At 34.7% G+C, this 18,185-nt stretch carries 16 protein-coding genes; 12 read left to right on the top strand and 4 right to left on the bottom strand.

Annotated elements, in window-relative coordinates:
• The 3 genes from B0A80_RS20950 to B0A80_RS16730 form a co-directional block, all read left to right on the top strand.
• On the top strand, positions 1 to 184 hold a 184-nt coding region (locus B0A80_RS20950), incomplete at its 5' end, for an ATP-binding protein (protein WP_208861491.1).
• A complete protein-coding gene (locus tag B0A80_RS16725) occupies positions 145 to 1,029 on the top strand; it encodes a hypothetical protein (protein ID WP_089078024.1) in 885 nt (294 codons plus the stop codon). The genes B0A80_RS20950 and B0A80_RS16725, both read left to right, overlap by 40 nt.
• A gap of 26 nt (positions 1,030 to 1,055) precedes the next feature.
• Positions 1,056 to 1,625, top strand: a complete 570-nt coding sequence (locus B0A80_RS16730) for a peptidylprolyl isomerase (RefSeq protein ID WP_089078025.1) — start codon at positions 1,056 to 1,058, stop codon at positions 1,623 to 1,625.
• A 463-nt stretch (positions 1,626 to 2,088) separates the two neighbouring features.
• Here the strand turns inward: B0A80_RS16730 and B0A80_RS16735 are convergent, their stop codons facing one another.
• Positions 2,089 to 2,487, bottom strand: a complete 399-nt coding sequence (locus tag B0A80_RS16735) for a helix-turn-helix domain-containing protein (RefSeq protein WP_017496085.1) — start codon at positions 2,485 to 2,487, stop codon at positions 2,089 to 2,091.
• Between the two features lie 180 nt (positions 2,488 to 2,667).
• On the opposite strand from B0A80_RS16735, the gene B0A80_RS20815 reads away from it, so the two are divergent.
• The 9 genes from B0A80_RS20815 to B0A80_RS20820 all read left to right on the top strand — a co-directional run bounded on the left by B0A80_RS20815 (position 2,668) and on the right by B0A80_RS20820 (position 13,073).
• Positions 2,668 to 2,805 carry a hypothetical protein gene (locus B0A80_RS20815; protein WP_208861492.1) on the top strand — a complete coding sequence of 46 codons (138 nt, stop codon included), beginning with the start codon at positions 2,668 to 2,670 and terminating at the stop codon, positions 2,803 to 2,805.
• Positions 2,806 to 2,980: 175 nt separating this feature from the next.
• Positions 2,981 to 3,922: a multicopper oxidase domain-containing protein gene (locus tag B0A80_RS16740; RefSeq protein WP_233430764.1), complete on the top strand. Its 942-nt coding sequence runs from the start codon at positions 2,981 to 2,983 to the stop codon at positions 3,920 to 3,922.
• 17 nt (positions 3,923 to 3,939) lie between these two features.
• On the top strand, positions 3,940 to 4,368 hold the full coding sequence (locus tag B0A80_RS16745) for a hypothetical protein (protein ID WP_089078027.1): 429 nt from the start codon (positions 3,940 to 3,942) through the stop codon (positions 4,366 to 4,368).
• A 40-nt stretch (positions 4,369 to 4,408) separates the two neighbouring features.
• A complete protein-coding gene (locus tag B0A80_RS16750; protein ID WP_089078028.1) occupies positions 4,409 to 5,872 on the top strand; it encodes a tyrosinase family protein in 1,464 nt (487 codons plus the stop codon).
• Between the two features lie 340 nt (positions 5,873 to 6,212).
• A complete protein-coding gene (locus tag B0A80_RS16755) occupies positions 6,213 to 9,317 on the top strand; it encodes a DUF6493 family protein (protein WP_089078029.1) in 3,105 nt (1,034 codons plus the stop codon).
• A 5-nt stretch (positions 9,318 to 9,322) separates the two neighbouring features.
• The gene (locus tag B0A80_RS16760) at positions 9,323 to 10,651 is read left to right on the top strand and encodes an SWIM zinc finger family protein (protein ID WP_089078030.1); all 1,329 of its coding nucleotides are present in this window, start codon (positions 9,323 to 9,325) and stop codon (positions 10,649 to 10,651) included.
• A gap of 838 nt (positions 10,652 to 11,489) precedes the next feature.
• Complete coding sequence (locus tag B0A80_RS16775) at positions 11,490 to 12,101, top strand: RNA ligase 1 family protein (RefSeq protein WP_124020582.1); 612 nt, start codon at positions 11,490 to 11,492, stop codon at positions 12,099 to 12,101.
• Positions 12,102 to 12,344: 243 nt separating this feature from the next.
• Complete coding sequence (locus B0A80_RS16785) at positions 12,345 to 12,848, top strand: hypothetical protein (protein ID WP_070907246.1); 504 nt, start codon at positions 12,345 to 12,347, stop codon at positions 12,846 to 12,848.
• A 63-nt stretch (positions 12,849 to 12,911) separates the two neighbouring features.
• A complete protein-coding gene (locus B0A80_RS20820; protein WP_165769275.1) occupies positions 12,912 to 13,073 on the top strand; it encodes a hypothetical protein in 162 nt (53 codons plus the stop codon).
• Positions 13,074 to 13,199: 126 nt separating this feature from the next.
• Here B0A80_RS20820 and B0A80_RS16790 read toward each other — a convergent pair whose 3' ends face one another.
• The 3 genes from B0A80_RS16790 to B0A80_RS16800 all read right to left on the bottom strand — a co-directional run bounded on the left by B0A80_RS16790 (position 13,200) and on the right by B0A80_RS16800 (position 18,112).
• Entirely contained in the window at positions 13,200 to 14,978 is a 1,779-nt protein-coding gene (locus tag B0A80_RS16790) for an AMP-dependent synthetase/ligase (RefSeq protein ID WP_089078035.1), read from the bottom strand.
• A 167-nt stretch (positions 14,979 to 15,145) separates the two neighbouring features.
• The gene (locus B0A80_RS16795; protein WP_017496073.1) at positions 15,146 to 15,577 is read right to left on the bottom strand and encodes a hypothetical protein; all 432 of its coding nucleotides are present in this window, start codon (positions 15,575 to 15,577) and stop codon (positions 15,146 to 15,148) included.
• A gap of 132 nt (positions 15,578 to 15,709) precedes the next feature.
• A complete protein-coding gene (locus B0A80_RS16800; protein WP_089078036.1) occupies positions 15,710 to 18,112 on the bottom strand; it encodes a TonB-dependent receptor domain-containing protein in 2,403 nt (800 codons plus the stop codon).
• Positions 18,113 to 18,185: the final 73 nt, after the last annotated feature.

The raw sequence follows: 18,185 nt of genomic DNA on the forward strand, positions 1-18,185 counted from the left end.
GCCAGAAATCAATTTACATCCTGGAATGCAAAGATTATTTCTAGAGCAAATTACATCAAATAAAGATTTAATTAGTAAGAAGCTCAAGTACATAATTAGCACTCATTCAAATCATTTTTTAGATTTAACAATTGAAAAAATGATGTGTCGATTTATTTATTTTCTCAAAGAAGTAATGAATTAAATGATAAACAGTTTACTATTAAAAATGTAAACAGAGGAAATAATTTGCTTCTGCATGAATTAGGTGTAAATAATTCATCTGTTTTCATGGCAAATTGTAGTATTTGGATTGAAGGAATATCAGATAGAAATTATATAAAAACATTTCTAAAATCATATACTAATTATCTTTTAAAAAATGATAAAAAAAAATATGTAAATATTAAAGAGGATATAGATTTTGCATTTTTTGAATATGCAGGATCAAATATTGACCATTATATTTTTGATGATAAAGTAGAGAAGGAAGATATAGATATTGTTCTAAATGATATAACAGCTTTAGCAATTAGTAATAAAATATTTCTTTTAGCGGATTCTGATGCATCTAAAAAAAGCAGTGCAAAAGGAATTAGATTGAAAAGGTTAGAAGAAGCACAAACAGATAATTTTATCCCTAAAATTGTTTGGGATATAAGAGAAGTAGAGAATCTTTTGACTAATGAAATGTGGAAACAAATTCTAATTGATCTTTGTAATAAAACGTTAGTTAAATCCCATAAAGATGAAATTTTAGTAAAAATTGATGAAGCATTATCTGAAATTGATTCTTCAAATTTTGTGAAAGAATACGTTGGAGAATTTCTTGAAGAAATTAGAAATAAAATGGGAAAAATTTCTTCTACTTTTATACTAAATCAATCTGCTTATGAAGTAAAGCCAGATAATAGATTTGGAACAATAATTAATAAACGAGAACTGAGCGAGTTAGTTTTTAATAAAAATTTTTCATGGGACATTTTATCTAAAAACAAAGAAATTAAAAACTTAACAATTGAAATTTTTAATTTCATCACGCAAAAATAACGACCATCATCCATTATATTTACATTATGTTTAAATACTTATTATTAGCCGTTAACTTCTTTTATTTAAATATTGTTTTCTCTCAAAACTTTAAAGAAATAAACTCTCTTGAAGAAGCTGAGAATTTTATTAAATTGAATCCAAAAGCTGAAATTGCAACTTTAGAAATTAGTAATGATAGTCTCAATTATTATAAAAATAGATTTCTTGAAAAAGATATGATAGATAAAGATAGAATTGTAAAAATTGAACCTATTCTATCGATGAGAGTGAGTTATATTTATCTAGATGGTAGTAAATTGACGATTAATCAGATTAATAAAAAGCGGAAAGAAATTATTAAATCATACAAAAAAAGCAAACCATTTGAAGAATTAGTGGTTATTTACAATATGGATGGTAATTCAAGTAAAGGTGATTTGGGATGGTTTAATGAAGGAGTTATGCATAAGACATTTGAAGATGCAATTAAGAGTCATAAAAAAAATGATTTGTTTGAGGTTGATATTCCTGAAAATAAATGGTATTATGTTGTTTTAAAAACTTATAACGATTTACCTAAATCAATTTTGTATGTTTTGAGTTTGATTGAGTAAAAACAAGATGTAATTATCAAAATCAATACCCCGCTCTCCGAAGTCTCTCAGCTTCGTAGCAACAACGTTAAGCAAATATCTAAAATAAATAAGAGATTTTTAATCATCCAGATTTGTTGCCTAATGCTAAGTAATACTTCAAGAAAATAAAATTTGCTTCCTCAACAAAAAGTTGTGGCAAATTTTATTTTTATTTTTGTTTTGCCACAACTTCTGTGACAAACTTTTTTTTATTTTTTATTTTGTCACAAAACTGTGACAAAAATATTTTTATTTTTCATTTTGTCACAAAAGCTGTGTCAAACTTGATTTTTATTTTTGTTTTGACACAGAAGTTGTGTCAAAGTTTTTATTTTTTTAAATTTTGACACAACTTTAAAAAAGAAATGACAACAAAAAAATGCGCAAAATCAAAAGGATGATTTGCGCATTTTTTTATCAGAAAGTTCTCTTGGTGAGACTGTTATTTCAGTTTCATCAATTTTTCTAAGTATTCAACTTTATCTTTTTCTGCCTGAACTAAACGTTCGTACAGCTCTACTACTTTATCAAGAGGGTTGAAAGTACAGTGATTATTATTGTTACTTAAATGGCCATTATTAGCACTATTATCGTAAAAATTATTAAAGAAATTAAAAACAGATTCTTCTGTAAAATTTTCAATCGCTTCTACCGTCACGCCAAGTGCTTTTGCAATTAGTACTAGTTTTTCTTTGTCTATATTTTCGCTGGCTTCAATATTCGAAACAGATTGTTGGCTTACTCCAATAGCTTCTGCAAGAATCTCTTGTTTCATACCGCGAAGTTCTCTGATACGGCTGATATTTCGGCCAATATTTCTGGGTCTGGTTTCTGTGCTCATAATTCAAAGATATTTAATTTTTTTGATAAAAACAGCGATCGGTAAAATACAAGGCTAATTTGGTAATGTACTTTCGGGTGTTTTTTATCCATTGTAAATATATTCTTTTTCTTACTTTTATAAAAGCTGTATTTGTCGCATAAATCGTAAAGCAGATTATTTAAAAGTATGAATTACAAAATGTCATTTAAGGAAAGAGCGGAGTTGGGTATGAAAATATTAGCGAAGCAGAAACCTGTTACCTTAGAACAGGCGAGAGCGCAGGCAAAACGGCTTAGTGAAAACAGTGTTACAAAAGACAAAAGGAAAAAAATCTAAAAGAAACTTTCTCACCTCATTACAATCCGGGAAGAATTGTATTCTTAAAAAACAAAACTCAAGGCAGATTTTTACTACAAAATCAGGTATTTCTACGGGGTCTCAAAACCGACATTAATTTTAAATTTGAATTGCATTGCTAAATGTGTTGGCAATGAATGATTTAAGTTAAGAAATGAAAGGATGCCCCAAATCCATAGTGACCTTTTGCTTTTTACTAAGCAATTTGTTTTTGTTCTCTCAAAACGAACATTTAGTGATCGGGAGAACAACAGGAAAACTGCTGCTTAAAAATAACGTCTTTGTCCGGACTTTTGGTTTTACAAACTCTCTTTCGGGGCAGGTTACTTTGCCGGGATCTGAGATAAAGGCAAAGGTTGGCGATACTGTTCGGGTTGATTTTTGGAGCATTTCGCAGGGAAATCCGGTCTCTTTATTTTGCAAAGAAATTGATTTTGTTCAATGGGATAAAAACAATAAGCTGATGAAGAAAAAAGAGGCCATTCATCATATGGAGCATGGGTTTTATTCTTTTATAGCCGAAAAACCGGGTACCTATTTGTATTACAGTCCCGAAAATTATCCGTTCAACCTTCAGGCGGGAATGTTTGGCCTCATCATTATTGAACCGAAAGAAAAAGATCTTCTGGCGGCTGAGCCCTTGCGTGAAATTGTTTGGTGCAGCAACGAACTGGATGCAAAATGGCATACCGATGCCATCATGGGTACCGAATACGATCCTCGAAATAAACCTATTGTTCTTCCTCCCTACAAACCCAATTATTTTTTGATTAATGGCAAAGTTGCTTCTGATAGTAAGGGCTTACAATCGTTAGATCGTAAAAACGAAACGGTGCTGCTTCGATTGGTTAATTCGGGATTATATCTTCATGAAATTGTATTTCCGCCTAACGCAAAACTAAAGCTGAGGTTTGGAAGTGAGACCGCTCTAACAGAATCGGCTAACGGATGCACAGCCGCACTTCATGCGGGAGAAAGTCTGGAAATACTGATTTCTCTGGAAAATGTGGGAGATACAGAACAACTGATGTATCGTTTTACTGATCCTATTTCAAAAAAGAAAGTTTACGAAACGGCTATTGCTGTTTTTCATTAAAATTTAAATCGACGGCTATGAAACAACTGTACTTTTATTGGATACTCCTCTTTTCGGTTTCTATTTCATTTGCGCAAAACAAACCTACATTTTCGGTAGTGGGAACTGCGGTCAATAAAGAAAGTGTGCTGAAAAACAAACGGCTTGACATTTCGAAAATCAAGGTCGAAAATATTTCAAATAAACCCATTTATCTGGTTTGGGAAACCGTATCGAATACATTTCCAAAGGAGTGGGATTGCTCGATGTGCCAGCACGGTGCCTGCCAGATTGGGATTCCAAAAGGATCTTCTTTTAATAAACTTAACCCAGATCAGCAGGGCTTTATTGCCATTCATGTAATTCCTGCCAACAAAATAGGCAACGGAACGGTGAAATTTAAAATCTACGACAAAGCAAATCCCAAGTATGCTCAGATTTTAACTTTTGAAGTCGAAGTGCTTTAATGTTAACTACCAATTTATTAATCACCCAAAAACAAAAAAAATGAAAAAAATTACCATTTTAATCTGTATTATTTTGACTATGGGAATGTCCTATGGTCAAAATAGAAATAATGCGAAATACATTCGATGGAACGTTAATACACCTCAGGGATTAGCGAATCTGGAAGCGATGAATGTGGCTTTTAAGAAAATGCGCGAAGCGGGCTGCGAAAAAGGAATTTCCTGGTACTATCAGGGAGCGATTCACAGTGTTCCGAAAGAGATTACAGGTGCCAATAAACTTTGTCCGCAATATCAGACCATCAATGATAAGTTATGGGCATGGGCTGATTGTACGCATAACGGAACAGCAAATGCGAAACTACATTTCTTATTATGGCACAGATTTTACATTTGGCATTTAGAAAAAATTATTCGCGACCTGTCCGGAAAAGCCGATTTTGCCCTTCCGTACTGGAATTATGGTAGTAAGGCGGTGTCTCAGAATGTGATGGCAGAACCTTTAAGAGTACAGTCCGGTTCTCTTTATACTGCGGCGCGATACAGCATTTTGAACAATGGAAAACCAATTTTGCCGAGTCAGGTCAATCAGATTCAGCTGGCTTTGGAAGAATTAAAAACCAATCCTTCTTTCACAGGCGACGCGGGATTCAGCAGAAGCCTTGAGGGCGCCCCTCATGGTTATATGCACAATCTTATCGGTGGGGGATATGCCGATCCAAGTGAAACGTATTTCAACGAAATCTACCAAAAAGTTACTTCGGGTTTAATGGCCAATGTAGAGTCGGCCGGATTTGATCCTGTTTTCTGGCTGCATCATAGTATGGTCGATCGTATTTGGGATTCCTGGGACGTTTCGATTTACGGACAGCGTCCTACCTTAGAGCAACTAAAAGCTGATCCGTGGCAATATCAGTTTATAAATCCCGACGGAAGTCGTGTGACGTATACCATGGAGGAAGTATACAACACAGTCTACAACTTAGATTATAAATACGATGATTTGCTTTACGGATCTAAAACTCCGGTTGTAGCGGCTAATGAAGCAGCAAAAGCTAAAATTTCATTTCAGGATTCAAAAGAAGAAGTGATCTGGGAGCAAAAAGTGAGCAAAGTATTAGGCACTTCGGCTTTTACCCATAAAGTAAGCAATACCTTTGCGAAAAACACCAATAGAGTTTTTAAAACGGCCAATTCTAAAATAATTCTGAATCTTGATGTAGTGGTTTACAAAGAGCCAAAAGATTATTATACGGTTTATTTGCGTTATCCCGGGAAAAAAGATCAGTATGTAGGTACAATGACTTTCTTTGGAGTAGCTCATGATCATGGAACCGGAGACAGCCACGAAATTGGATCAGACGGTGTAAAACTTAACTACTCTTATTACATTTCGGATGACTTAATTAATTCAGATTCCAGTTATGATATTATTATCAAAAAGACCGGAGGCGGAGATGCTAAAGTTACTCTGGAAAAAATTAGTGTGATAAAAGCAAATTAAGTTTTTTAGATTTTCTGAAAACGACATTCCAACCATAATCCAAACCCTGCAAATACTGATTTGCAGGGTATTTTTTTGAAATTTAATGCTGCTTTTTTTCGTAGGATTTTTTAACATTTAAAAGATGTTCTTTTAAGAAGATCTTGCTATAAAATTCTTATTTTACAGATTGAAAATAAAAGTCGATAAAAGGGAATAGAAGCACGCCAGTTCAGGATTTAGGCTTACAAAAGAGATCTCCTTCAGTAAAAAAACGACGATTTTCATTACAAAGACATTCAATTACTTTACCTATTTATAGTATACATTTAGAAATAACACTTGTTTTATACGATTACTAATGAAAAAAAGTCTCAAATACATTGATGGAAATTCAGATAAATTCTGGGAAATAAACGTGACAGGATTTGAATTTACGGTAACTTACGGTAAAAACGGAACTTCGGGAACTTCACAGACCAAGAGTTTTTCAACAGATGAAGAATGTTTGCGGAATGCTGAAAAATTAGTCAGCGAAAAACTGAAAAAAGGATATTCTGAAAACGGAGAAGTGAGTATAGCTTCAAAACCAAAAACGGGTAAGGCGGCAAATTCCGCCGCTGTTTTAGAGGAATACGACGCCATTATAAAAGCAAAAGATATTCATTTGATGCTTCCTTTTTTAAAAGAAAATGCAAAAGGAAATGTAGAAGCTTTAAAGAAACACATCAAAAAAAATAAAAAGTACTGGACCCAATACATCGATTTATCCAAAGAACCGGAATTTTTGAAGAAGAATAAAACCGGTAACAATTGGGGATCTTCGTGGGGAACAAGAGGAGATCAAAAACAAAAAGAAATGATCACCCTGAGCGCTATCGCATTGTTTGATAAAGCCGACATTAATTCGTGGGATGAAGTACTGCAATTGCTGGATGAAGCCGATCAGAAATCCTATGTTCTGGACACATTGTTATGGGCAAAACCCAATTGGCTGGAAACTTTTATTTTGGATAAAGTAAAAAGACAGGACTGGGTAAGTGTTAATTATCATATTTTGCGAAAGTTTGAAGAGGAAGGTTTGCTGCAATTCAATCCGGAGTTGTACGCTTTAAGTCTCGCTGCAACAAACGAGTGGCGTGCCAAGACAAAAATCAGAAAATTCATTAATACCCTTGTAAATGATACAAAAGGATATCAGAGAGATATTCCGGAATTGTTTAATTACGAAACCATACTTCACAACAGCTTTTTTCGGGATAATGACAACCAAAGTTATGACGAATTTCAGACCTGGAGCATTGTCTACAAAACCTTATTAGACGAGAAAAAAATGGACCGCAGTTTTTTTATCGAAAATGCCATCCAGATTCAAACCAAAGAATGGAACAACAATCTAAAATCGTTTTTCAGAAAAAGAATCGAAGAATTTAATGCGACAGAAGAAGAACTGATTGTTTTTCAGGAAAATATATTTTCGTTTTTGCACAACGCGTATCCGCCCATTACGAGTTACGGAATTGAATTGGTGAAGAAAATTTATGCACATCCAAAATTCAAAGCCAAATCATTTCTGGAATGGCTGGAACCTTTAATGATGCGTGGCGACTGCAAAGCAGCCATAAAAAATGCTCTTCCGATTTTAGAAAAAATAAGTAAAGCCAATCCGAAAGTAAACAATCAAATTGCCTCTATTCTGGCAGATGTTTATGTGATTTCTGATTTGACTTTACAGGAAAAAGTGTCTAAAATTATTCTGAAAATCGGTTCCTCAAAAGATAAAGTGCTGAAAGAAAAACTGAGTACCTATGTTACTTTGATGCAGGGAAATATCAAATCAGGCTTAAGTCCGTTTTTAGATGAAGATGCTTTGATGCCGGACGATGCCGGATTTGAAGAATATCAATTCCAACCTCAAAAAGAACTGGTATTGATTGAAGAAGTACAACTGCCAAAGGACTGGAACGAAATTTTATTTCAGTTTGGAAACTTCATTGCTTCTGAAGAAGTTCTGGACACCGAAATCCTAATGAATACCTATATTCAGCAAAGAGATTTGTTTCCCGCCGATTACAGCGTGCAGTTACAGCCTTATCAAAAACAATTGAACAAATTCTATTTTGAAAGTGTTCATAAGAACTATATGAAGTCGTTTTTGTCTCAGAAAATTGAAAACATCAACAATAAGTTAAGTACTAGAGACAGTCATTACTTAAAAATTAATACACTGGTTTTAATCCGACCGTTATTAGAAAAAGTACAGCAGAAAATTGAATCCAATTCAAAACTGCCATTGCTTTCTTTCCCTAGTCATAAACCGTATTGGGTCGCTCCTAAAGTTTTGTTGGAGCGTGTAATTGCCTATCAAAAAGCAAACGAGGAAATTGATTCTCTGGATTTGGCGATTGCCATTGCGCGAATGCCAAGAGAAAATACCCATGAAGCACTTCCTTTATTGAATGAAATAGAGGGCGAATTAAAAGCCTTGTTGTCCTACTGTTTGGGAGCAGAAGATAAACTGACGATTGATTCGGGGTCATTAGTTTCAAAACTTTTGGCAACATTAGGAAAAACGACTAAAGAAAGCGGAATATTATCTTTATGGGCCGTTGCAGCCAGAACATTTTATCCGGACCATACTTTTAGCGAATTTGAAAACACCTATTTAAAACAAGTTCCATTTGTAGTTTCGCCATTTCAAACGGAATTCTCCTTTAAAGAAAAATGGAACGAGTGGAACAATTATAAAACACACGAAAAAGAAAGATCGCCTTCGTGGTACGAACTTCGTTTCGAACTGCCACAATACATCAAAACGCCCAATTATTTATTGTACAGTCTTGATATTTACAAAAGATCGAACAGTTGGGATTACAATATAAACTATGGCGGAAATACATTTTACTGGCACAGCCTGACGCCACAAAACCCGGATGCTTTAGTGATGACTTTATTGAACAACTGTGTAGTTCCGGACGGTTCAAAACCGGAATTAAAAGGTTTTCTGGACGTTTTAAACCGACCGGAAATGAGGTTCTCGGATAATGTTTTATTGTTATTCGCGCTTTGTTTCTTCCAGGAAAAGAAAGATTTACGCTTACTGGCCTCCGAAACTTTAATGAACCTGATTGAGAAACAAACAATCGATATAGAGAAGTTTGCTGAGAAGGCGGCTTTTGCAGCAACAGGAAAATATGGTGCTTTTTCGAGATTAACCGATGGAATAATTGCCTTAAAAGATATTTCACCTATACACAACAGCGCATTGCTGCAGTTCTTTAACACCTTTTTTGCTTGTTTGGAAGTGAGCGAAAAGCTACCGACAAATTTCAAGAAAATGGTCGAAAACTATGTTGATGTTTTGATCAAAACCAATCAGAAACCGTCAGAAAGCGTCATTGCGTTTTTTGAACAGTGGAAAGATAATGCTTCGCTTAAATCCTTGATTAAGCAAATTTTAAAATAAAGAAAATGACAGATTTAGAATATAATTATAAAGGAATTTCAACCTACAGTAAAACAAAGGGAATCAATAATTTGGTTTTGGCCCATCAAACCGAAATTGAGGAAGTCAATAATATTCCGTGCTTTTTCTGGGGAAGTTTAACTGATCCTTATGTTACGGCAAAATGCTGGAGCACGATTGCCAAAGTAGTGCGTTCGAGTTTTGGACCAGTTCCGCCCAGCCTTCGCGATCCAATTGTTTCTGCAGGTTCAGAAAGACTTCGTTTTGAAGGATTTTCGTCCTGCAATGGTGTATATGTAAGATTAGACATGAAACCCGAAGCCATCGACGGCGAATTTATTGCCAATGGAACGACTAATGTTGATTTTAACGATCCAATGCTGAATGCGCTAAATGCGATTCAGAAAAATGAAAAGGTAACCCTTGCCGTTGGTCAGCAAGATGTTCAGGTGATAACCAGTAAAACAAAAGTGGTCGAGAAAAAAGTGACTTTACCCATGCGCTGGATCAAAGGATTAACCAGTGTTCAGCTTTATTTGGCTGATATGGATCTGAAGTTCGAACTCAATAAAATACAAACGATTCAGCTTTTTCAAAGCCTGCCGAAAGGAAGCGTAAAAGGTGATTTTTTTATCACCAAAAGAGCCGGAAAGTTTATGTTTTCGACTTTGGCAACTTCAGACAGTGTTAGAATTGGAGGTGTTCAGAGATTACGTTTGTTAGAAGGGATTCTGGCCATTGTAGATAAGATTTTTATTTACGAATCAGATGATAAGCAGACTTGTGCTATTGTATGCGAATTTGGCAAAATGCAGCTATTGATGGCTTTTTCTCCGGATTCCTACCGTGGTTTTTCGGGTGAAGGAAATGTTCTGGAAACCATGACGGAAAATTTACCGATGGAATGGGTGTACGGATTAAACAGTTTATTAAAATCGAATGAGATGTTTGACCCAACCATGCTTTCGATTGAAAATGATATTGATTTTGGCACGATGGATAATCTAACGTCCAATTTATCTTCCATGGGATTATTAGGGTATGATTTAAGCGAAAAGGCTCATTTTTATCGTCGTCTTCCCTTTAAAACAGAGCGTATTTTATCTTTAAATCCGAGATTGAAAAATGCGAAAAAGCTAATTGATAAGGAAGAAGTGGAAATCACAGAACGCAGAGCCGATTATATTGAAGCCAAAGTAAAAGGTTCCGGTGTGGTGCATAAAGTAATCATTGATACTACTTCTCAAAAATGTACCTGCGACTGGTTTACGGCTTATCAGGGAAAGAGAGGAATTTGTAAACATATTTTGGCGGTGAAAATGATACTTTCTTAAGCTTGAGAATTAAAGACATGCTCTACAAATCTTAAAATAAAGTTAAATTAATTTCTAAAAATGCTATATTTGTACCTGAAATGGAAATGAAAAATATAAATATTAATCTGTCAGTAGGACTATATAGTGATCGTTTAGCAGGATTTGCCCCTGTTAAGGACTCAGGATGTGATCTGTATTTTTATGAAATCGAAGTGTAAATTGAAGTTACAAACTCAACATAAATATAGCAAAGCGTCCTCTTTTTAGGGCGCTTTTTTTGTTTTGGGGATAATTCAGCAGGATAAAAAAGATGGAAAATGATTACAAATTGATCATAACAAAAAAATATTTAAAAAAATTACACATTAAATGTTTAATGAATTTTAAAAACACCAAAATATAGTCTTGAAAAGTAATCTGATGAGTAACAGTCATTTGATTTGATAAAAAAGCTGCTTCGATATGCGGACAGGGATTTCTATGACTTAACCAAAGGGCTTAGTTGTTTGAAAACCAGCAAGTTGAATAATGGTAGAATTTGGAAGTATGATTTTTTTGACATTATCTTTGCCGAAGAATATCGGGACACTGAATTTCAAAAAACAATAGAATTTAAAAATAAAACAATATAAAATGGATTTCATTTTTAACACATATAACGTAAAACCAATAAACGCAAGTTCGGCCCTTGAAGGGGTTTACATGCTGGTGCATCATTATAGGCAATATGATAATTATCGTATTTGTTATGAAGCACCTTTAATCGGGTGCTTTTTTTATGGATTGAAATTTAAAAACGCAAAAGTTGTTTGATGTTCTTCGAGTAAATCGAGGATTTAATTTAAAAGTATATAAGATGAAAAAGATAAGTACATTATTTGTTAAAGATCCGCATGATCTGGCAAGGGTAATAAATAAGGTTAGTGATGAAAATAGATGGGTTACAACCGGAGAAGTTATTGCCACAAGAAAATTTGATGGCTCAGCTGCAGCAATTATTCAGGGAGAATTATTTAAAAGATTTGATGCCAAAAAAGGGCGTGTAATTCCTTCTGGTGCGATTGCATGTCAGGAAGCAGATAGTATTACGGGACATCATCCGCATTGGTTAAAATGTGATCGTTTGAAACCTGAGGATAAGTTTTTCTTTGAAGGTTTTGATAATTTAAAAATTAAGATCGATGGGACATTTGAATTATGCGGTCCTAAAGTGCAGGGAAATCCTGAAAAACTGGAAAAACACATGCTGATGAAACACGGCAGTGAGGTTTTTGACTTTTCAAATTTTGAATTTGATGATTTGAAAAGATTTTTGTTAGAAAATGATGTTGAAGGTATTGTTTTTCACCATGTTTCAGATGGAAGAATGTGTAAGCTAAGGAAATCTGATTTTGGAATAAAACGTTCGAAGTTAGAAATGACCCCAACAAAAAATGCCAATAACTTAATTGTTTCTAACCATGAGTAAAAAAAGTAAGCCTGACCATGATTTTGGTCTTGTTAGTAAAATTAGGTTTAGTGAGTATCTGTTTATTTCGATAACGATATGGATGCAGAGCACACTAAGCGACGGAAGGAAGAGGGAATACAATAAGTATTGTATCTCTTTTAGAGGTTATTTTCTTGGTAAAGATATTTTAACACTCTATGGATGAGAGATCAGGAGGATCCCTGAGGTTCCGGAAAATTCCGAAAAAAAAAGTAGAATATTATGAGTAACAATACATTAGAAAAATACAAAAGAGCAATTAGAAAAAAATACGAGATAGAAAGAGAAGGAGAATACTTTGATTATTTGTACAAACCTTCTCGTGCAAAACTTCGTGATTTGTGCTGGCTCATTTTCGAAAATAACCCAACAAAAGAGGACTTGAATGTTTTTAGTAATCTATTGGGCTTAGATTTCGATCATACTCAAAAGAATAAGTTTAAGGAGAAAAAAGATAAGTTCAGACCTATTGAAACCTTCTTTAAAGGAGAAACAGATCCGTCCAGTATGGATGTTATCAATATGGCTGCAATTTTGGTTGATTTTCATCCTCGTCCTCTCAAGAAGTTTTACGAAAATTCTAAAAAGGAAGACACAAAACCAATTAGGAGAATTGAAAAAGCTAAAGAAGTTTTTGAAAAAAAGAGTGCTGCTAAAAAGGAGAAGCCTGAAAAGAAATCTAAGAAAAGAAATTTCTTTAGGGATATTAAAAGTATGTTTTTCTAAAGAAGAGAATTATGAGTTAAAGATTTAAACACCATTATTTTAAAAATTGAAAAAATAAAAATTATGAATACAATTAGTAGTATCTCTTTAGAAGAAAAGCACAGTAGGCTCACAGTTGCTGAAGAACAGGAAAGTACAATTACTGAATATGGATTGGCTGTTTTAAAGGCAAAAAGGGGTGAAGTAACCCAAATGAATGGGTTTTTAATTCGACCACAAGCCTAAAACGTAAGTCCGCTTTGTGTAGCACTCACAACGATTGTTGACTATTTAAAGTGATGTTTGTACAATTAAAAAACGGCTGTCTTTATGAGATAGCCGTTTTTCGTTGGTTAGTATTATGTTGGTTTATTAATTTTGTCCGTATATTTTAGCGTAAAGATCTTTGTAAATTTCTTTAATGATTTTACGTTTTAATTTCAGGGTAGGAGTAAGTTGTCCTCCGTCAATCGACCAAACGTCTGGAGTAAGTTCAAAACGCTTGATTTTTTCCCAGTGTCCGAATTTCTCGTTAATGGTTTCTACTTCTTCGTCAATACGTTTGATAACCTGTGCGTTAGAGCTGATGTCTTTGTCGCTGTTTCCTAAAGTTATTTTGTGAATTTTAGCCCATTCTTTTACAAATTCAAAGTTAGGCTGAATGAAGGCTGCCGGCATTTTTTCGCCTTCACCAATCACCATGATCTGCTCGATAAAACGAGATTGTTTCATGGCATTTTCAATCAACTGAGGAGCAATGTATTTTCCTCCCGAAGTTTTGAACATTTCTTTTTTACGATCTGTAATTTTAAGGAAACCTTCGCTGTCAATTTCTCCAATATCTCCGGTGTGGAAATAACCGTCTTGTAAAGCTTCGGCTGTTTTTTCAGGATCTTTGTAGTAACCTAACATTACGTTTGGCCCTTTGCAAAGGATTTCACCGTCTTCGGCAATTTTAACTTCTACATTGCGAATTGGTTTTCCAACAGTTCCAATTTTAAAACCTTTGTTTCTTTGGTCGTTTACAGCAATTACCGGTGATGTTTCAGATAAACCGTAACCTTCCATAACCGGAATTTCAGCAGCAGCAAAAACTCTCGCTAAACGCGGTTGTAAAGCAGCACTTCCTGAAACCATTAAATCTAAGTTTCCTCCCAAACCTTCTTTCCATTTACTGAAAATAAGTTTACGGGCAATTTTTAACTGAAATTCGTACCAGGCACCATTGGCACCGTAAGGCTGGTAGCGTAGTCCTAAATCAATGGCCCAGAAAAATAGTTTTTTCTTAATGCCTGTTAATTCAGCACCTTTTGCGTAAATTTTATCGTAAACTTTCTCTAAAAGTCTTGGAACCGCTGTAATTACATTTGGTCGTACCTCTTTTAGGTTATCGCTGATTTTATCAATCGATTCACCAAAATAAACCGAAATACCATAAAATTGATAGATGTACAAAATCATTCTTTCAAAAATATGACAAATAGGAAGGAAGCTCAAAGCCGAACTTTTTCCCGGATCAAACGGGATTCTTGGCGCACTGTCTAAAACATTAGAAACAATGTTATGGTGAGAAAGCATAACTCCTTTTGGTCTTCCTGTTGTTCCGGAAGTATAAATAATAGTAGCTAAATCTTCTGGTTTAATACTGTCTTTTCGGGCTTCAACTTCGCTTTGGTTGCTGTCGTCTTCTCCTAGTGTTAACAATTCAGACCAGTGTTTGCAACCTTCAATTTCATTAAAAGAATAGACTTCTTTTAAAGTAGGAACGTTTGCTTTGATCGCGTTTACTTTGTCAAGTACTTCTGTATCGGATACAAAACAGAAAATACTTCCACTATGATTTAATATATATTCGTAATCTTCTTCGGCAATAGTTGGGTAAATAGGCACGTTTTGAGCACCGGTTTGCAGGATACCAATATCCATAATATTCCACTCCGTACGATTGTTAGAAGTGATTAATGCAATTTTATCATCTTTTTGGACACCCATGCGCAATAATGCTCTCGAAATAGCATTTGCTTTTGCAATATATTCCTGGCTAGATGTCTTTTCCCAGACTCCGTTTTTTTTAGTTGCTAAGGCAACCTGAAGGTTATAAGTTTCTTGTTGATAATAGGGAAAATCAAAAAGGCGTGTGATTGAAACCATGTTAGTATATTGAATTTTATCGCAAATTAAATAAAAATTAGGTATAATTTTTATATTTATCGAAATTTATGGGAAAAATTATAAGTACTTTAGAAAATCTACGAAAACGTTTTCTTTTTTGTAGTAAAAGGTATAAAAATCAAGAAAAATTGATTTTTACGTAGTAATTATTGTACGTTATAATCTACATATTCTTTTACTCTTTCCCCCATCAGAAACATTTTTTTCTTGGTAAAATGGATAGAAAATTGTGTGTAATTCCACTCCTCACTGTCATTGGTACGGTACCAGAAAGTATAGGAAGCACTGTTGAAACCTTCTTTAAAAACCGGAATGCCTTCTTCGGTACATTCAATTCCCCAGTTGATCTTTTTTTTGCTTAGATCTTCATATTGAATAATTCCTGTTCCGTCCGGATTTAAAATGGTAGAGGGTTCTTTTTTTCCGGCTGGCAAAAAAGTTCCGGGTACCGGATACCCGATGGTGGTGGTAATAAAATGGTCACGGACTTTATAAGTGATTCGGTCTACGTGAATTTGAGAATGTAATTTTACGGCACTAAATAATAAAGTAAAAAGAAATACTTGCAGGGTTTTCATTCTATGTAGGTTTAAGGGTTCTTGGAGCTGCCAAAAAATTCGGGGCACGAATTTTTTGGCGAATATAGTTCAATTTTCACTAGAAAAATGAATCCCGATTACAAGAATGATATTTTTTACTTTAATGTAATGTTACTCTGTCGAAAACTGATTTTCCAGTAATTTTTCTTTAAAGTCAGATTTGAAGGTGTAAGCAAAAGTAAGCATCAGAGCACGTGTATCTGATTTCGAAGTACGGTTGTTACTGAACAAAGTCGTATTGTTTTTAAAACCGCTTTCAAGTGTGTTAAACATATCAGTTACCACTAAACCTAAACGGGCATTGCCTTTACCCAGTTTTTGCTGAAATCCCATATCAACATTATAGATCGGAATTCTTTTTCCCTGTGCAGTAGCGAGAGCCGAATTGTAATTTCCGATAATTTGCAGTTTTCCGCCTTTCCACGGAACAAAATTATTGATGATCTTTCCGTACCAGCTGAATGCATTGTTGACTACATCCTGAGCCAGATTGGAGGCATTTATATTTTGCTGAAAAGCGGTAATACTGATATTGGCATCGTAGAATCCAATTGGTTTTAGACTGAAAATAGTTTCAAGACCATAAGTAATGGTGCTTCCAATATTTCTGGGCTGTTGCAAAACCACTCCGTTGTCCTGCAGTTCGGCATATTGTCTGATTGTATTGGTCGCGTTTCTGTAAAAAGCATTGGTCGAAAGGGAATATTTGGACCACTCTTTAGAATAGCCTGTCTCAATAATATGAATGATTTCGGGTTTCAAATACGGATTTCCTCCATGTGGATTCAAGGCATCGGTAATATCAATAAATGGATTTAAGTTGTCTAAATCAGGACGGTTGATGCGTTTGCTGTAACCCATTTTTAGAAATTCATCTGATGCTAAATTAAGTTGTAAAGAGGCAGATGGGAAAAGTTTCACATAATGATTGGAGAAGTTATCACTGTTGTTTTGCGTTTTTCCGTTGTTTGAAACCTGTTCGGCACGTAATCCTAAATTGTACTTCCATTTTGGAGTTTCTTTAGTACCAATATAAGAGTTTAACATTCCGTAAACCGCATTGATTTGCTCGTTGAATTTAAAGCCGTTGCTCGCCAAAGGATTTACAACGTATTCTCCATTTTTTTGATCAGCACTTTGAAAATCGGAGTCGAAGAATCGGAAGGTTCCTTTGTAACCAGTCTCTAAAATGGTTCTTTCAGAAACCGGAAGCGCATAATTTACAATAGCGTTCGAGATATTTTCGTGTTCGTAATTGTGCGTTCTTTGCCATGCAGCATCACCAATCAGGTTGTAGTATTGATCGAATTGATAGGTATCGATATCAGTGTTTTCTCTGTGTTTATTGAAAGAGGAGGTAATACTGGCATTCAGGCTTTTTCGGTCATCGGCAAATTTTCGGTCGTAGCTAAAAGCAAGTTCGGCTACCTTAGAACGCTCGAGTTCCAAAGAATGTCTTTTATTGCTCGAGAAAAACTGATTGGTGCTGTTGTTTACCTGCGTGTATAAAGTTTCGTCATTGTCCTGACTCTCCATATTTCCCAAAGCTTCAAAAGAAAAGCTGTTGTTTTCATTTGGTGAAAAATCAATGTTGAATTTCAAATTCTGCAAACCTTCCGTACGCTGGTCGCTTCTGTTTTGATTGATATAATGTTCGTCATCGATCAGGTAATTGATTCTCTCCCCTTTGATTTTTTTAGTTCTTCCGGCAAAGCGATTGTCGTACCCCAGTCCGAAATTCCATTTATCCGTTTTCTGATTTAAGAGCATAGAGCTGTTTAATCTGCCTTTGGCTCCAAATCCGCCTCCTAAAACCACTGCGCCATTCATACCGCTTTGGTTGTTTTTTTTAAGTCTGATATTGATAATTCCGCTTTCTGCATTCGCATCGTATTTGGCAGTAGGATTACTGATAACCTCAATACTTTCAATACTGCTCGCTGCAATTTGATCCATATTGGTAATGGCAGAGTTTTTTCCGTTAATCAAAATCATTGGAGATTTTCCTCTTAAAGTAATTCCTCCGTCTGCATCCACAGCTACTGTAGGAATGTTTTTGAGCATATCGGTAGCAGTTCCGCCTGTTTGTGTCAGATTGGAAACCGCATTGAAAATGAAGCCTTCGTTGGTTTTTTGAATTTGCTTTTTATGAGAATTTACAACAACAGTGTTTAACAGATTAGTGTCCGTTTTTAAAGTTATGGTTCCAATAGAAATTGGAGATCCCGTAAATTTTACTTTTTGAGTAACGGTTTTAAAACCGATTAATTTGAACTGAAGTTTATATTCACCTGAAGTAACATGGTCTAAAGAAAAATTCCCGGAAGCATCTGTAACGGCATATCCGGCAACTTTAGTAGAATCGGCAGTATTTTTTAAAACCACATCGACAAATTCGATGGCCAGTTTCCCGTCAGAAACCGTTCCTTTTACAGAAGAATTTTGGGCAAATGCAACCTGGCTTAAAATAAATAAGAATAGTAGAAGCGATAAATTTAATGTCCATTTTTTCATGAAACAAAGATATTTATAGCAGTAAAAACACAGGTGTAAGCTGGCTTAAGATAGTATTAAATTAGTCTTAGAG

The organism is Flavobacterium tructae (assembly GCF_002217475.1).
GTDB lineage: Bacteria > Bacteroidota > Bacteroidia > Flavobacteriales > Flavobacteriaceae > Flavobacterium > Flavobacterium tructae.

Coding starts and splice junctions, on each gene's coding strand:
- B0A80_RS16730 (WP_089078025.1), top strand. CDS start 1,056: ATGTTTAAATACTTATTATTAGCCGTTAACTTCTTTTATTTAAATATT.
- B0A80_RS16735 (WP_017496085.1), bottom strand. CDS start 2,487: ATGAGCACAGAAACCAGACCCAGAAATATTGGCCGAAATATCAGCCGT.
- B0A80_RS20815 (WP_208861492.1), top strand. CDS start 2,668: ATGTCATTTAAGGAAAGAGCGGAGTTGGGTATGAAAATATTAGCGAAG.
- B0A80_RS16740 (WP_233430764.1), top strand. CDS start 2,981: ATGAAAGGATGCCCCAAATCCATAGTGACCTTTTGCTTTTTACTAAGC.
- B0A80_RS16745 (WP_089078027.1), top strand. CDS start 3,940: ATGAAACAACTGTACTTTTATTGGATACTCCTCTTTTCGGTTTCTATT.
- B0A80_RS16750 (WP_089078028.1), top strand. CDS start 4,409: ATGAAAAAAATTACCATTTTAATCTGTATTATTTTGACTATGGGAATG.
- B0A80_RS16755 (WP_089078029.1), top strand. CDS start 6,213: ATGAAAAAAAGTCTCAAATACATTGATGGAAATTCAGATAAATTCTGG.
- B0A80_RS16760 (WP_089078030.1), top strand. CDS start 9,323: ATGACAGATTTAGAATATAATTATAAAGGAATTTCAACCTACAGTAAA.
- B0A80_RS16775 (WP_124020582.1), top strand. CDS start 11,490: ATGAAAAAGATAAGTACATTATTTGTTAAAGATCCGCATGATCTGGCA.
- B0A80_RS16785 (WP_070907246.1), top strand. CDS start 12,345: ATGAGTAACAATACATTAGAAAAATACAAAAGAGCAATTAGAAAAAAA.
- B0A80_RS20820 (WP_165769275.1), top strand. CDS start 12,912: ATGAATACAATTAGTAGTATCTCTTTAGAAGAAAAGCACAGTAGGCTC.
- B0A80_RS16790 (WP_089078035.1), bottom strand. CDS start 14,978: ATGGTTTCAATCACACGCCTTTTTGATTTTCCCTATTATCAACAAGAA.
- B0A80_RS16795 (WP_017496073.1), bottom strand. CDS start 15,577: ATGAAAACCCTGCAAGTATTTCTTTTTACTTTATTATTTAGTGCCGTA.
- B0A80_RS16800 (WP_089078036.1), bottom strand. CDS start 18,112: ATGAAAAAATGGACATTAAATTTATCGCTTCTACTATTCTTATTTATT.